The organism is Legionella wadsworthii DSM 21896 = ATCC 33877 (genome assembly GCF_000701265.1).
GTDB lineage: Bacteria > Pseudomonadota > Gammaproteobacteria > Legionellales > Legionellaceae > Legionella > Legionella wadsworthii.
The window spans coordinates 1-16,311 of sequence record NZ_KL370761.1; the positions used below are offsets into that span (position 1 = coordinate 1).

Consider the following 16,311-nt stretch of genomic DNA (forward strand, 5'->3'; position numbering starts at 1 on the left):
TTCAATTCCTGTGCCAGTTTAAAACCAGCTTCTTACTTCTCTTTATATACTTCTTAAGCACTCAAAGTTCTTCAAAGTGCCCACACAGTTTGTCTCTCATTTTTTAATGATCATGCCCTAAAGGCGAATTTAGCTTTCGCTTCATTAGATTTTGCTCAGGAATAATATAAAAAAAGATTTAGAAAATCTACAATTAAATTATTAATAGTTTGAGCTTACAACAAAAACTACCAGAAGGAGTTCTGCTGCCAAGGGGAACATGGAAAATTTCTTAACCACTTTGTTAATATAATATTTAAAAATAAATATGTCAAGTATAAGACCAAAGAGTTCAAAAATTTATCTAACTATGAAATAGTTATTACCCTTGAAAGGATTTATTAAATCCATGAATTACAAATCTAAATTGTCCCTTTATTTTAACAAAGGAATTTAAAAATAACCATATTTTCATAACAAAAAATTGAATTTATTTTAAGTTGCATTATTTTGACTTATTTCAGACCACTTTTTTTGAATATCTGAATCATTAAGTCCATCCATGCATAAAATGACTTTTCCTGATTGTATTGCTTCTTCATATTCTGAAGCTTGAGATTCAGATACTCCTAGAGCAAGTAAAGTACCCATGAGAGTCCCGACAACAAGACCGGCAAGAGGGCCAGCTATAATTAAACCTATCCCGGGAACAATGACGCTTCCACCCAATGACAATATAAGACCTATAAGACCACCTATACTTCCCCCGGATGCGCCGCCTTTACCTACATCTTCCAATGTCTTTATCTTTTCATGCTCTATTAATTTGGATTCATCATAGTTTTCTCCCATGATGACGGTTATATCATTTGGTGTATAACCACAATCTAAAGCATATTGATAAGCTCTTTCAGCAGATTGTATGTTTGGAAATATTTCTATGATTTTTTGAGAGCCCATTTTTATATCCTTATTTTGTTCTTAAAACATTAAATTTTTTTGAATTCCTTTTTAATAATATAGGCATTTATTATAAATTACTAAATGGTGTCCTCTATAATATGCTCTTCCAACCACTTGAGTAATAACTCATCCTTATCATTAAGGTATCGAGAATGTTTTCTTATCCATTTTTCCAGATTGTTTTTTTCCCAGTGTCTTATAATTTCTGGATGAATATATGATTTCTTACAAATAGTAGGCGTATGTCCTAATAATTTGGATACCTCTAAAATAGTATCCTTCAGTGCCGATTTACTCCTATCTGAGGCATTTATTTTTGATAAACGAAAAAGTGCTTCTCTACAGGCAGCCCAGGTCCGGAAATCTTTTGCTGTAAAATTACATTCAGTCAGATTTTTTAAATATGTGTTCACATCTTGAGAGGTAATTTCTATATGACTGTTGTTTTCATCTAAATATTTAAATAATCTGTACCCGGGAATTTCTTCGCATTTTTTTAAAATTTTTATAAGCTTCCTATCTCTCAATACCACATGCCAAGCATGTAAATTCTTTCCTTTAAAATCCAAAACTGCCTTTGTTGAACTTATCATAAGATGTTTTTTTCTAAGCGTAGTTAACCCATAGGAATTGTTTAATTTTTCATAAACAGCATTTCCAATTCGGATATAGTAATTATCCAGAAGATATATGATGGCGCATATGACTTGTTCTTTACTCATCGATAAAGAATGATTTAACTCTTTGTCTACATGTTGTCGAATTATAGGCAGCATTTTTCCAAAAGATATCATGGACTTAAATTTATTCTCATCTCGGACTAACTTCCATAATGGATGATAACAATATTGTTTTCTTCCTCTGATATCCCGTCCGGTTGCTTGGATGTGACTGTTGTCATATGGTGAAATCCAAACTTCTTCATATGCAGGTGGAATAGCTAGTGAAGCAATCCTTTTTAGAATTTTTTTATCAGTTATTTTTGTTCCATCTGGATTAAAATAAATAAATGATTCTTTATCTCTAATACGAGAAATCCCCGGAATAGAATCATCGCTATAAAATATTGAATAAGGTTCAAGTAATTTTTCATCCATAAGATTTCTGTTTTCATGTTTTACTTTAATCATAGTAGAAATCTCATCAAAGATGTGCAGTCTTTAAAAAAGTAGTTGGTATGAATCCAGTGATATTTTTTTTAATTTAAAAAGGTCCTAACTACATCAAAAAAATGTTTTGAAATATTAAAGAAACTTTAAGAATCTCAATTATTTCTTAAAGGATTATATTAATTGTAATATTGATATTTTTCTTCTATATATCAGTAATATCACTGTCTAAAAGGAAAAGGAAACATGAAATTTACAGAGAAGATACTACGTTGATATTTACTTAAAAATTAATATAAACCAATAACGGAACTTAACTATTTGATTCAGTTTTTTTGAGAGAAGATCCACCGAAAAAATTACCCCCAACTGTATCAATAAATTTGGGATTAACATGATAAGGAAATTGTATGTTAAATAATCTTAAGAAAGCTGTTTTTCCTGTTGCTGGTTTAGGTAGTAGATTTCTACCTGCTACCAAAGCAAATCCCAAGGAAATGTTACCCATTATCGATAAACCTATTATTCAATATGCTGTAGAAGAAGCGATTGCAGCGGGCTTTAAGGAAATGATTTTTATCACAAATGGCTCCAAACGAGCGATTGAAGATCATTTTGATATGAATTTCGAATTAGAAACTCGACTAGAACAACAGAACAAACAGGTTTTACTTCAAAAAACCAAGAATATTCTTCCCCCGGATATCCAATGCATTTATCTTCGTCAAGCAGAGCCTAATGGCTTAGGCGATGCGGTTTTACAGGCTAAATCAGTGATTGGAAACGAACCCTTCGCTGTTATATTACCAGATGATCTGATCCTTACTCTTGAAAAAAACTGTTTACAACAGATGGTGGAACTATTTGCCCAAACACAAACTAATATTATTGCCGTAGAGGAAATTGATTCCAAAGATATTCAAAAATATGGGGTTGTAGATCCAACCAAAAAAATCAATTCTTCCACTTATTTTATAAAGGGGATTGTAGAAAAACCCATCCCCGAGCATGCGCCTTCCAATTTAGGAGTAGTTGGAAGATACATTTTTACGCCTGATATTTTCGCCTCGATTGAGAATACTAAATGCGGTAACGGAGGAGAAATTCAATTAACCGATGCCATTGCAGATCTGCTTAAAAAACAAGAAACTTATGCCTTTAAATTTGAAGGTAACCGTTATGATTGTGGCGATAAATTAGGATATTTAAAAGCCACCATTAAATCTGCTCTTGCCCATAAAGAACTATCCGCTTCATTTAAAAAATATTTATGCTCCATTTATTCCGAAATTGCCAGTTTATTATAAATTGGAGCTGTCTCAAAACTTGGCCTTAAATATAATGATCTATTTAGCTCATTTTATTTAAGGCTCCCTCTTAGAATTAACCTGCAATGGTTTCGCCCCCTAATACAGGTAACACAATGCCACTTATATATTTTGAGTCCGCATTCGAGGCTAAAAAAACATAAGCAGGTGCCAATTCTTCTGGTTGCGCGGGTCTTCCTATAAGAGTACCTTTCCCAAAATTTTTTACTTCCTCGTCCTTTCTTTCCGCAGGGTTGAGTGGCGTCCAGACAGGTCCAGGCGCAATACAATTCACTCGAATACCTTTTTCGAATACATTTTTAGCCAAAGATTTAGTAAACGCATGGATGGCTCCTTTTGTGGAAGAATAATCCAATAACTCTTTGCTTCCTTCCAAACCGGTAATTGAGCCAGTATTTATAATAGAACAACCGGGTTTTAAAAATGGTATTGCATGTTTTGCCATATAAAAATAGCCGAAAATATTTGTTTTAAAAGTTTTCTCCCATTGCTCCAATGAGACATGATCTAAATCGGGTTGATGCTTTTGAAAAGCCGCATTATTCACCAAAATATCTAATTTTGTATAAGTTTTAAGGGTTTCATCGACACAATGTTTGCAAAATTGGTCATCCGTTACATCTCCAGGTAAAAGAAGTACTTTTCTATTCAGTGCTTCAATTTCCTCTTTAATTTTTTCTGCATCCTTTTTTTCTTCCTCTAAATAGGTCAAGGCAATATCAGCGCCCTCTCGAGCAAAAAGATAAGCCACAGCACGTCCTATTCCTGAATCTCCGCCTGTTATTAGAGCTACTTTATTGGTAAGCTTACCAGCTGCTTTATATTCTGGCGCTTTATAGCGAGGCTTAGGGTCCATGTTTTCTTCAATACCGGGAGGAGTGATAGATTGTGAAGGAAAAGGTGGTTTGGGTTCTTGAGTCATATCTACCTCCATATAGTTATGCCATGAGTTCTGAAGTTGTTTCCTTATAATTCATTGTATTGTGCTCTTTTAAAACTTTATATTACAGTCTTACCTGATTTCTCTTTAAATATTTCCATGTTCTTTTCACCTTAGGTGAAATTTTAAAATTTTGCCAATTTAAAAGTTAAAAAGACTTATATTTGACTTTATTGTTTATTATTTGGTAGATTTTATGTTATATTATCCACAACAACATTTATATCCTAAAACGGCCTTTATGGATTAACCAAAAGGAAGAACAACCTTAGGAATTAAAATGACTTTTCCGAAGAACTCTAAAGAATACTTTCATCAAAAAACTAAAGAAGCTCATAAAGACTTACTCAATGTAAGTAATATTCAACATTTTTCTTTTTTTAATAAAGATTTTGGCGTTGTAATCCCGAAAATCGAGAAGGTAGAATCTTTAGATATTTGGTTAAATAATGTAGCTAACGTGTTTAAAACAGCCTTTCATCTCTATAAATTTGGTTTGTCGCATTCCATCGAATATAAGAATGAAATTTTCCCTGATTTTCCTCTAATCCATTTTAGCCTCTGTGCTTTGGAAGCCATTATATATCAAGGAGCTAAAGCCTTGCAGAAAATATCCGATTTTATAATGAATGAAGACAGTTTTTCAGCTCCTGAAATAGAGATGCAGCCGCTAATTTCTATTTCTTAAACCGCTATAACATTCCCTAAAGAGGAAAATGAATGCATTTTAAATCAGATCCACTTTGTTTTCCTCTTATCCATAGAAATTTTCTTTGAAAATCAATCATGAATAGTTACTATATAAGATAGTGTTTATGTTCCTACCCAAATTGACATAGTAGGAAGCGGACGAGTTGCCAACAAGGGAAGTGTTATGCGGCTTTGGATTAGAGTGATGACTTGTGTTTACTTGTGGATGTTAGTATCTTGCTCTATTTCTCTATCGCAACAGAGACAAACTAAAAATATAAAACCTGTTCCGCAAATGGAACATTCAATTAACAAAAGATTACAAAAGAAAGAAATTTTTTCAAAAGGGACATGGCCAAATAGTCAGTGGTGGTTGACTTATGGTAGTCCAGAACTCAATCAACTCATTTCAGAAGCTTTGGCCAATAATCCATCAATCCAAAAAGTAAAAAAAAGAATTGAAATTGCAAAACAACAAGCCATAGTTACTCGTTCGAGATTAGCTCCCTTAGTTTTTTTCAATGCACATGAAAATCGTCAATATATCAGTAAAAATGGGTTATACCGTGCATTCAATCCTCACTTTCCATTGAGCGCCCGGCTTATAGATCTCTCACTGTCCTTTGCCTATGAGTTCGATTTTTGGGGAAAAAACCGTAATCTTTTTTATGCAGCTTTAGGAGAAGCAAAAGCTCAGGAAGCAGAAGCTGCTGAAGTCACATTAATTACCAGCACAGCAATCGCCCAGGCGTATTTTGCGTACAAAACCAATCTGATGAGAAAAAAACTATATGGCCAGTTAGTTCATGTATTAAATAAAGATTCAAAACTACAAAATAAATTAGTACAAAAAGGTCTGTCTTCACAATTGTCTTCTTTAGAAGCCTCAGAAAAGTTATTCGAAGCTCGACGTTTGCTTTCAGGTATTACCGATGAACTGATTACCAATAAACATTTAATCAATACATTAGCTGGGCGTGGGCCAGATGAGCCTTTATCCATTAATTCCGCCCTTCCTCCTTTACCCAAAAAATTAGACATCCCTCAAATTCTTCCCCTGGAGTTCTTGGCACGCAGACCCGATCTTATGGCGCAACTTTGGCGGGCAAAAGCTTTAGCCTATAAAACAGGGGCCGCAATGGCTGAATATTATCCTGACATTAATCTAGTTGGTCTTATTGGGTTAGAAAGCACAAGTTGGAGGAAGCTATTTGATTTATCCAGCGGTACCGCTGCAATTAGGCCAGCGTTGCAATTACCCATTTTCACAGCAGGTGCTATAAGAGCTAATATCCGCGCAAACAAGGCTGAATTTGATGCAGCCATTGATGCATACAACAACTTACTCTTATCCAGTACTCAAGAGGTACTTAATGCCCTGGCTTTTGCTGAAGATATTTATCAACAAAAGAAAGAACAGCAACAAGTGGTCCATTATGCAAAACAACGTTATCGATTAAGTAATTTACGGCAACAAAAAGGTTTGGATAGTTTTTTTGATCTTTATACATTAAAAGAGAATGTCATCCAACAACAAATAATAGATATAACATTACTTTATAACCAGTATTTAGCCTCTATAAAACTAACCAGAGCCTTGGGAGGAGGTTACTCCCAAAATATGGTTCCTTTGGTGAAGAATACATGAATAAGCGATCATCTTCTTTTTATTTTACTATTTTTTTATGCTTGTTACTGATATGCATTTTTCTCTATTGGCTTATTGTCTGGAGCAACCAGGTTTATACAAATGATGCCTATGTTCAAGGAAACCAGGTTTATATCAAATCCTTACGCCCAGGATTTGTTACTGGAATTTATACTGATGACAGTTTCCTGGTAAAAAAGGGGCAGCTTATTGTTTCATTAAATGAAACTGATGCATCAATTACATTGGAAAAAGCCAAGAAAAAACTTGCAAAAACGGTACGTGATGTTTGCCAAGCTTTCCATGATGTATTCATATTATCTGCTGAAATTGAAGTAAAAAAGTCAGAGCTTTTGAAAGCTCAACAAAATCTCAAACACCGCCAAGATGTGATCGGCGTCAAAGGGATTTCTTTAGAAGATTATCAACATGCACAAGATGATTTAAAGGCAGCGGCAGCTTCGCTTAAAAGTACGAAAAACCATTATCAAAAAATGCTTGCTTTAGTCCAAGGCACCTCGATTGCAGACCATCCATGGGTACAAGCCGCAGCACAGGAGGTTCGTGATGCATGGGTGCAATTATATCGCTGTAAAATATATGCACCCGTTGATGGGCTTGTAGCACAAAGAACAATTCAAGTCGGTATGTGGGTTTCACCGCAAGAACCATTGATGTCCATTATTCCTTTAGACCAAATATGGGTGAATGCAAACTATAAAGAAACCCAAATAAAAAAAATGCGTATTGGTCAAAAGGTACAGTTTACCTCAGATTTATATGGTTCTGATGTAGTCTTTCACGGTCATATTGTTGGTTTGCCAGGAGCTGCAGGTAATGCTTTTTCATTATTACCTCCCGAAAATCTTTCAGGAAATTGGATAAAAATTGTTCAAAGATTACCAGTTCGTATTGCACTCTTACAAGATGAATTAAAAAAATATCCTCTGAGGATTGGCCTTTCACTAGAGGTAACTACAGATTTATCAGATCAAAATGGACTTTTGGTACCTGTCTCCAATTCAAATTCACCTCAATATGTTACTGACATTTTCAACAAAGAAGAAAATGGAGATGGAAAACTTATTGCTGAGATTATTCAAGCCAACTTAGATCCTAACCTGCAAAAGTATTCGCAAACACCATTGCGATCGAATGATATCGTTATAAATGGAAAAGCGAAATAATGATTCTTTATATCCTACTCTTAACGCTTGCAGCAGTAATTTTTAATCTTACCTTACCGATAATGGCTGGTTTATATATTGTAAGTGATTTAGGTGGCAGTCCTTATATGACGTCCTACACTGTCAGCTTTTTTTGCATAGGTAACCTTTTGGGAGTTCCTTTGGGAAAACCGGCATCATTACGGTTAAGCCCAATTCAACTCTATGTAGTGTGCTTAGGTCTTACCGCATTGTGCTCTTTGGGATGTGCCACAGCCAATGATTTTTTTAGTTTTATTTTATTTAGATTTTTAGAGGGATTGGCTTCAGGACCTATGTTCCTGCTTATCACCTATACGTTGATTCCTTTACTCTCTTCTAATAAGGATAAAGTCTACATTGTTTCTCTAATATTGATTTGCCTTTCTATAATACCTGTAATTGGGGCTTCTTACGGTGCCTGGATAGCTTACAGTTATCATTGGCGGTTTCTTTTTTTCTCTAACATCCCTTTATGTCTTTTTTTAATTTTGTATGTAGGATGGGGTTATAGAAAATATCATGCTCCCGTAAACCAAACATTTTTCGATAAAATTGGTTATTTTTATTATTGTGTCAGTATGATTTGCATCGGAACCGCTTTGACAATAGGTCAAGAGTTAGATTGGTTCCGCTCACCCTTGGTTATTTTTCTACTCGCTTCCGGAGGAATCAGTATTATATTTTTTATTTTACGAAGTTGGTCTTCGCAGTATCCAGTCCTTGAGTTGAAATTACTTAAAAATTTCTATTTCTCATTTGCAATGATTTACATTGGATTATTTTTTGCTCTTTATTTTGGTATGGTCATTTTACTTTCTTTATGGCTAAAGCTTTATGTCAATTATACTCCCGATTGGATAGCGCTTATCATCGGCACCATGGCATTTTGTGGATGGATTCCTGTCCTTATCAATAAAAGACGATATGCCCCTTTTTTTCCATTAACCATCGCATTACTTTTTTTTGCCATTTCCTGTTTCTATACAACCAATTTCAATGTAGAAATAAACTTTAGCCGAATTGCATTGTCTCGCGGATTAGCCGGGATCGGTTTGGCCTTATTTTTATCACCTCTCTTTCAACTGTCTGTACTCACTTTTCCTGAAAGCAAAGTCGCCGAATGTATCTGCTTTTTTCATGTTTCACGCCTTTTGGGTAGTGCCTTAGGAGTCTCGTTATTTCTGATATTATGGCATAGGCGGGAAGTATTTTTTCATCTTCGATTAGGCAGTCGTTTGACTGAATTTTCGCATCAAACACAGCAGTTTTTGGAGCGGGCCAAGTTATACCATATCCATGGAAAACATGCGACAGCCCAATTAAATGATTATCTTACGAGACAATCTATCGCTTTGGCTTTAGATGACTGTTTTTATCTTATGGGTTGTATCTCTCTTGTTTTGCTGATTTTTTTAATTCTTTCAGCTTTTTTACCTCGTAGGAGCACGCAAAGGCAAGATAAGTCTTTATTGTTAAAGAATTTTTCTTCAATAAAAGAACCAAACCTTTAAATTAGGTGCATCGAAAATCTAGAATAACGGCATGCTTCCATTTGTCGTTGCACCTAATTGAGAGGATCGAAATTTAGACTAATTCTTTTTGATTACTCTACACGCCGCCAAGTAGTTCCATTCATTCCATCTTCCAATTCGATTCCCCGATTCAATAAGTCAGACCTTATCTCATCGGCACGTCCCCAGTTTCGATCAGCTCGTGCTTTCAATCGTTCCGCAATTAAGTGCTCTATTTCAATTTTATCTTCTTCAGCAAAACCCGCTTGTAGAAATAATATGGGGTCTTCTTGCAAGAATCCCATGATACCGGCTAAATGTTTCAAAGTTGTAACCAAATTGGGCGAATGATTTTTATTTATTTCATGGCTCAGTTGAAATAAAACCGACAAGGCGACCGGGGTATTGAAGTCATCATTCATTGCTGCGTTGAATTCATTCACCCAATGATTGTCTAATTCTGAATTCGTGTCATTAGGACTTTCTTTTATGGTTTGGTATAAACGGGTTAATGCTTTTTTAGCGTTAGACAGATTTTCTTCTGAATAATTCAATGAACTACGATAATGACTGCTTAGTAGAAAATAACGCACCACTTCCGGATGATATTTATCCAGAACATCCGCGATGGTAAAGAAATTACCCAAGGATTTTGACATTTTTTCATTATTCACCTGCAGCATTCCCACATGCAACCAATAATTGGCAAAAGGTTTTTCAGTAGCTGCCTCACTTTGGGCAATCTCATTTTCATGATGAGGAAATTGTAAATCCAACCCTCCGCCATGGATATCAAACTGCTCACCTAATTCACTCATCGCCATTGCAGAACATTCAATGTGCCAACCCGGACGCCCCTCACCCCATGGAGAAGGCCAGCTGGGTTCCCCAGGTTTTGCTTTTTTCCATAAAACAAAATCCAGGGGAGATCGTTTTTCCTTTACTATTTCAATACGTGCGCCAGCGATTAATCCCTCAAGATCTTTATGTGATAATTTACCGTAATCAGCAAAAGATTGAACTTGGTAACATACATCCCCATTGTCACTAATATATGCATTCCCTTTCGTAATTAATCGCTCGATTAAATGGATAATACTGTCGATGTGTTCTGTGGCACGGGGTTCGACATCTGGGGGAAGAATATTTAATGCTTTGGTATCCTCTTTCATTGCGGCAATATATTGCGCTGTCAATTGATCAATTGGAATTGCACGTTCATGCGCGCGTGCAATAATTTTATCGTCAATATCAGTAATATTACGTACATATTTCACATGATAACCTTGTGAACGCAAAAACCGAACAATCACATCAAAAGACACCATAGAACGGGCATGGCCTATATGGCAATGATCATATACAGTTATTCCACAAACATAGATCCCAATTTTTCCGGGTGAAATGGAAACAAATGGTTCTTTTGTTCTTGTTAAAGAATTATATAAGTGCAACATATCTGCCCCTTTCGTTTAGCCCTGTTTTTACAACGTTGATTTGTCTCTGTAATGCTAGTTTTTTTCCAATTTTTCCGACATACATCAAATATGCGAAGTTCCTGTTTATGCGTTTTGTCCAACAGACTCTAGTTTCCCCCAAGTATCTTTTAAATCAACGACCCGATGAAATGAACTGACATGTCCATTATTTATTTCATTAATGCAATAATATCCTAAACGCTCAAACTGGAATACCTCGCCAAGAGGCTGATTTGCTAAAGCAGGCTCGCAATAGCCTTTTTTTAACTGCAATGAATTATGATTTAAAAATTGCAGGAAATCCTCTTCTCTGCCAGGATTTGGATCATTAAATAAACGATCATATTCTAGTATAGTGATTGGATAAGCATGGGAACAAGATACCCAATGGATGACTCCCTTCACTTTTCTGTCCTCAGGATTTTTCCCTAAAGTTTTTTCATCATAGGTACATCGTAATTCCACAACATTACCTTGCTCATCGTGGATTACTTCTTGACATTTAATCACGTAAGCATGACGTAACCGTACTTCAGCACCAGGAGATAAACGAAAGTATTTTTTGGTTGGCTCTTCCATAAAATCAGATCGCTCTATAAAAAGCTCTCGGGTAAATGGGACATCTCTTTTTTGTGAATCAGGATCCTGCTGATTATATGAGGGTGTTAGTATTTCTACTTTATCTTCCGGGTAATTCTCGATGACGACTTTTAAGGGATCCATCACGCATAAAGCACGTTTGGCCGTTTTATTTAATTCAGCACGAACACATTCCTCTAATAGAGACATATCAATTACTGAATCACTTCGTGATATCCCTATCACCTCACAAAATTGACGAATTGCAGCGGGTGGGTATCCACGTTGACGCATACCCCGCAAAGTAGGCATGCGGGGATCATTCCATCCTGATACCACATTTTTTTCAACCAAAGTACGTAATTTTCGCTTGGATGTCACTGTATGGGATAAGTTCAAACGAGCAAATTCAGTTTGTATTGGTTTTGCAGGCAAAGGTAAATTATCAACAAACCAATCATACAAAGGACGATGATCCTGGAATTCTAAGGTACATAATGAATGGGTGATTTTTTCTAAAGCATCTGAAATAGGATGCGCATAGTCATACATGGGATAAATACACCATTCGTCGCCGGTTCGTTGGTGATGCGCATGACGAATACGATAGATAACCGGATCACGCATATTGACGTTTCCTGATTGCATGTCTATTTTAGCACGCAACACATGGGTACCATCTGCAAACTCTCCCGCCTTCATTCGAGTAAATAAGTCCAAACTTTCTGCAATAGGTCTATTTCTATAAGGGCTTTCACGTCCAGGTTCTTGTAATGTGCCGCGATATGCTCGTATTTCTTCCATACTCAAACTATCAACGTAAGCCATATCTTTTTTAATGAGCAATAGGGCAAATTCATAGAGCTCCTGATAGTAGTCAGAAGAATGCGTCATTGCATACCAATCAAAGCCTAACCAGCGTACATCCTCAATGATGGCATTGACGTACTCCTCTTCTTCTTTAATTGGATTCGTATCATCAAAACGTAAATAACAAATGCCGCCAAACTCTTGGGCCAGACCAAAATTCAAGCAAATAGATTTAGCATGGCCTACATGTAAATAACCATTAGGCTCTGGAGGAAAACGAGTTACTATGGATTTATGTTTACCACTCGCCAATTCATCAGTAATTAATTGTCTTATAAAATGGGCCCGCTTTTCAGTTAATTCTATCATTCGATTTTTTCCATCAATGTTCATTACTTTATAATTGGCTATTCTAAACCATAAATTATTAATCACTCATCTTATTCAGCTTCTGCGGAACTTAAAAAGATGAATCAAATCTCTTTTTATTTTAAATGTTCATCCATAGCATGTCGCATGGACTGTATTAAATCAGCTCCTGCCTGCAGCATGTCTCCATCTATATTATAGGCATCAAGAATACGTGTAATTAAAGCCGCCCCTACGATGACACCATCTGCAAAACCGGCGATTTCCGCTGCCATTTCTGGTGTTTTGATGCCAAAACCAACCATCAAAGGAAGTTTGGTTTGGGATTTAAGGTGTTGGTATTGAGATTTCACAGATGAAATATCGAGCGCATCCGAACCTGTAACACCCTTTAAAGAGACATAATACAAATACCCCTTGGCAAATTGATTTATTAATTTCATTCGCTCATCGGAAGTCGTTGGTGAACAAAGGAAGATACTGTATAAACCGTGCTTTTGCCATATTTTAGTTACTTCCTCACTTTCTTCAGGCGGTAAATCGACCAGAATAGTACCATCCACACCCGATTCTAAAGCTTTTTGCGCAAAAAGTTCATAGCCAAAATGTTCAATAGGATTTAAATAGCCCATGATAACAACCGGTGTATTCTGATCCTGCAAACGAAATTCTTTCACCATGGCTAAAACTGTATGGCAATTCACATCTTGAGCAAGCGCACGTTCCATAGCTCTTTGGATCACAGGACCCTCTGCCATGGGATCAGAAAAGGGGATTCCTAATTCTAAAACATCTGCTCCTGCCTTAACGAGATCATGCATGAGTTTCACAGTCATTTCAGGATAAGGATCGCCAGCAGTAATATAGGGGCTGAGCATTTTTTTGCCGTTTTCTTTTAAACGCATTAAAGTTTTATCAATTCGGTTCATACGGTAATCCCATCAATTTGTGCCACAGTATGCATGTCTTTATCACCCCGACCTGATAAATTCACAATGATACTTTGTTTTATGGACATTTTTTTTGCGAGCTTCATTGCATAAGCTACAGCGTGACTTGATTCAAGAGCAGGTATAATCCCTTCTACTCGAGTCAACTTGCGAAATGCGTTCAGTGCTTCGTCGTCATTTATTGCTTCATAAATAACACGCCCTGTATCTCTAAGATAAGCATGCTCAGGACCTACTCCAGGATAATCAAGACCTGCTGATACGGAATGAGTGTCTTTAATTTGCCCATATTCATCACAGAGTAAATAAGTTCGATTTCCATGCAATACACCAGGTCTTCCAGCAATTAAGGATGCGGAATGTTCGCCAGTTTCTATTCCTTTTCCTCCCGCTTCAACACCATAGATAGCCACGGATGAATCATTTAAAAATGGATAAAATAAGCCGATGGCATTTGAGCCCCCTCCCACACAAGCAACCAATGCGTCTGGCAAATGTCCCTTTTTTTCCAAAAATTGTGCTCTTGCTTCAATTCCTATTACTGATTGAAAGTCTCGAACCATTTGAGGATAAGGATGAGGTCCTGCTACTGTCCCTATAATATAAAAGGTATCATCTACATGGCTGACCCAGTCACGCATGGCTTCGTTTAAAGCATCTTTTAATGTTTGCGATCCCGCTGTCACTGGAACTACTTCTGCACCAAGTATTTTCATTCGATACACGTTGGATGATTGCCGTTTTATATCTTCAGCACCCATATAAACAACACACTCTAATCCTAGTTTTGCAGCGACCGTTGCGGAAGCAACTCCATGTTGCCCTGCTCCTGTTTCCGCAATAACCCGGGTTTTACCCATTCGCTTGGCAAGCAAGGCTTGGCCTATCGTATTATTGATTTTATGTGCCCCTGTATGATTCAAATCCTCGCGTTTCAAGTAGATTTGTGCGCCCCCTATTTCTTTGCTTAAACGTTGCGCGTGATAAAGTGGGTTGGGACGACCTACATAATTTTTTAATTCATCATTCAATTCCGCTAGGAAATCAGGATCTTTTCGATACTTTGTATAAGCTTCTTCTAATTGCTTTAATGCGTGCATTAAAGTATCAGCTACAAAAACCCCGCCATACGGACCAAAATGCCCACGAGCATCAGGAAGCTCTTTTTTGTTCATGAATTTTACCTTTATTGCTTCTAAAAATGTAACCTGGGTGAAACGCAGTAAAAACCCGGGATCAATTATTCATTTTTCCCGGGCTACACTGCGCTTCACCCAGGATTGCTCTTATCTATTTAACAACTGTTGCATGAAACGATTCATTTTACCATGATCCTTAACCCCTGGTAATTTCTCGATACCACTACATAGATCGACTGCATAGGGATTACATGATTTAATGGCATCAAGTACATTATATTCATCAATACCTCCTGCCAAAATGTATGGTTTTTCAGATAATTTCGGAATAATATTCCAATCAAAAGTACATCCGGTTCCACCTCTCACTTCTTTAGAAGGTGTATCCAATAATAAAGCCTGAGCTGTCGCAAAATTTCGCCCTGCGTCGAGGATATGCCTTGTGGAATTACATTGTATTGCTTTAATATAAGGTTTACCAAACTGTTGACAAAAGTCCGGTGATTCATCACCATGGAACTGCAAGAATTGAATTGGTAATTCCTCCAGGATTTTGTAAACCAAATCTTTTTCTGGATTGACCAAAACTGCTACTGAATCTACAAACGCAGGTAAATCTTTAATTAGATTTTTCGCCTGCTCTAATGTGACATGCCGCGCACTTTTTGAATAAAAAATTAACCCGATAGCATCCACGCCCAATGTTACAGCTGCTTCTATATCTTCTATACGGGTCATACCACACATTTTGACTCGCACGCGTGTTTGCATTATTTCTCCAATAAAAAATAAGGCCCTGGGCCTGACTCTAATATAGAGAATTCCTGAGGATAAGTGACTTGTACTAAATACAGCCCATAAGAAGGTGCTGTCTCAGCGCCTAGTCTCCTGTCTTTTGCTTTCAGTACCTCGCTCACCCAGGAAACCGGGTGTTTTCCTGATCCCACAGCAATTAATACACCTGCTATATTTCGGACCATATGATGCAAAAAAGCATTCGCAGTGATATCAATAATGACCAAGTCACCCATTCGATTGACGTGCAACTGATGGATGTTACGCATCGGCGTATTGGATTGACATTCAACAGAACGAAAAGAAGTAAAATCATTTTCTCCTAACAGGAGTTGTGCTGCTTGATGCATCAGACGATGATCTAATTGTCTGTATTGCCAAGTGACATTGCTTCTTAATAAAGCAGGTCTGACTGCACTGTTATAAATGACATATCGATATCTTCTTGCCGTAGCTGAATACCTTGCGTGAAACTCTTCGGACAGCTCCTTTCCCCATTTAACACAAATATCTTTAGGCAGAAAAGAATTCGCACCATGAATCCATGCACGAATACTCCGTGATTTATTACAGTCAAAATGAATTACTTGATTTGTAGCATGTACTCCAGTATCTGTTCTGCCTGCACAAACAACAGAAATAGGACCATCTGCTACTTTTGATAAAGCATGTTCTACGGCTTGTTGCACTGTATGCAAGCCTGTTTGTGCTTGCCAGCCATGATACTGGCTACCATCGTACTCAAGCACCAAGGCGATACGCATTGATTATTCCAGATAAAAGAGCCAATTTATAATACAGCATATGTTTTGTCC

At 36.8% G+C, this 16,311-nt stretch carries 14 protein-coding genes; 5 read left to right on the top strand and 9 right to left on the bottom strand.

The features are described from left to right. Window positions 1-474 precede the first annotated feature (474 nt). Both BU07_RS0114460 and BU07_RS0114465 read right to left on the bottom strand, forming a co-directional pair. On the bottom strand, window positions 475-939 hold the full coding sequence (locus BU07_RS0114460) for a hypothetical protein (protein WP_031567252.1): 465 nt from the start codon (window positions 937-939) through the stop codon (window positions 475-477). An 80-nt stretch (window positions 940-1,019) separates the two neighbouring features. Beyond that, window positions 1,020-2,072: a DNA topoisomerase IB gene (locus BU07_RS0114465; protein WP_051635608.1), complete on the bottom strand. Its 1,053-nt coding sequence runs from the start codon at window positions 2,070-2,072 to the stop codon at window positions 1,020-1,022. Window positions 2,073-2,461: 389 nt separating this feature from the next. Between BU07_RS0114465 and galU the strand changes: the two genes are divergently transcribed. Next, a complete protein-coding gene (galU, locus tag BU07_RS0114470) occupies window positions 2,462-3,358 on the top strand; it encodes a UTP--glucose-1-phosphate uridylyltransferase GalU (RefSeq protein WP_031567257.1) in 897 nt (298 codons plus the stop codon). A 76-nt stretch (window positions 3,359-3,434) separates the two neighbouring features. Here the strand turns inward: galU and BU07_RS0114475 are convergent, their stop codons facing one another. Further along, complete coding sequence (locus BU07_RS0114475) at window positions 3,435-4,301, bottom strand: SDR family oxidoreductase (protein WP_031567260.1); 867 nt, start codon at window positions 4,299-4,301, stop codon at window positions 3,435-3,437. A 298-nt stretch (window positions 4,302-4,599) separates the two neighbouring features. Here BU07_RS0114475 and BU07_RS0114480 point away from each other — a divergent pair, with 298 nt between their 5' ends. From BU07_RS0114480 to BU07_RS0114495, 4 genes are all read left to right on the top strand, one after another. Continuing rightward, window positions 4,600-5,007, top strand: a complete 408-nt coding sequence (locus BU07_RS0114480) for a hypothetical protein (protein ID WP_031567262.1) — start codon at window positions 4,600-4,602, stop codon at window positions 5,005-5,007. A gap of 186 nt (window positions 5,008-5,193) precedes the next feature. Continuing rightward, window positions 5,194-6,657 (top strand): efflux transporter outer membrane subunit, encoded by a 1,464-nt coding sequence (locus tag BU07_RS0114485; protein ID WP_031567264.1) that lies wholly within the window; start codon window positions 5,194-5,196, stop codon window positions 6,655-6,657. Further along, the gene (locus BU07_RS0114490) at window positions 6,654-7,844 is read left to right on the top strand and encodes an HlyD/EmrA/EmrK family protein (protein WP_031567266.1); all 1,191 of its coding nucleotides are present in this window, start codon (window positions 6,654-6,656) and stop codon (window positions 7,842-7,844) included. Before BU07_RS0114485 ends, BU07_RS0114490 begins: the two co-directional genes overlap by 4 nt. Beyond that, window positions 7,844-9,376 (top strand): MFS transporter, encoded by a 1,533-nt coding sequence (locus BU07_RS0114495; RefSeq protein WP_031567268.1) that lies wholly within the window; start codon window positions 7,844-7,846, stop codon window positions 9,374-9,376. The genes BU07_RS0114490 and BU07_RS0114495 overlap by 1 nt, the downstream gene beginning before the upstream one ends. A gap of 92 nt (window positions 9,377-9,468) precedes the next feature. Here BU07_RS0114495 and cysS read toward each other — a convergent pair whose 3' ends face one another. From cysS to truA, 6 genes are all read right to left on the bottom strand, one after another. After that, a complete protein-coding gene (cysS, locus tag BU07_RS0114500; protein WP_031567270.1) occupies window positions 9,469-10,833 on the bottom strand; it encodes a cysteine--tRNA ligase in 1,365 nt (454 codons plus the stop codon). A 105-nt stretch (window positions 10,834-10,938) separates the two neighbouring features. Further along, entirely contained in the window at window positions 10,939-12,612 is a 1,674-nt protein-coding gene (locus tag BU07_RS0114510; RefSeq protein WP_031567272.1) for a glutamine--tRNA ligase/YqeY domain fusion protein, read from the bottom strand. Window positions 12,613-12,728: 116 nt separating this feature from the next. Next, complete coding sequence (gene trpA, locus BU07_RS0114515) at window positions 12,729-13,541, bottom strand: tryptophan synthase subunit alpha (RefSeq protein WP_031567274.1); 813 nt, start codon at window positions 13,539-13,541, stop codon at window positions 12,729-12,731. Next, window positions 13,538-14,737 (bottom strand): tryptophan synthase subunit beta, encoded by a 1,200-nt coding sequence (gene trpB / locus BU07_RS0114520; RefSeq protein ID WP_031567276.1) that lies wholly within the window; start codon window positions 14,735-14,737, stop codon window positions 13,538-13,540. The genes trpA and trpB overlap by 4 nt, the downstream gene beginning before the upstream one ends. Window positions 14,738-14,848: 111 nt before the next feature. Next, window positions 14,849-15,472, bottom strand: a complete 624-nt coding sequence (locus BU07_RS0114525) for a phosphoribosylanthranilate isomerase (RefSeq protein WP_031567278.1) — start codon at window positions 15,470-15,472, stop codon at window positions 14,849-14,851. Beyond that, window positions 15,472-16,260 carry a tRNA pseudouridine(38-40) synthase TruA gene (gene truA / locus BU07_RS0114530; protein ID WP_031567280.1) on the bottom strand — a complete coding sequence of 263 codons (789 nt, stop codon included), beginning with the start codon at window positions 16,258-16,260 and terminating at the stop codon, window positions 15,472-15,474. The genes BU07_RS0114525 and truA overlap by 1 nt, the downstream gene beginning before the upstream one ends. Between the last annotated feature and the right edge of the window lie 51 nt (window positions 16,261-16,311).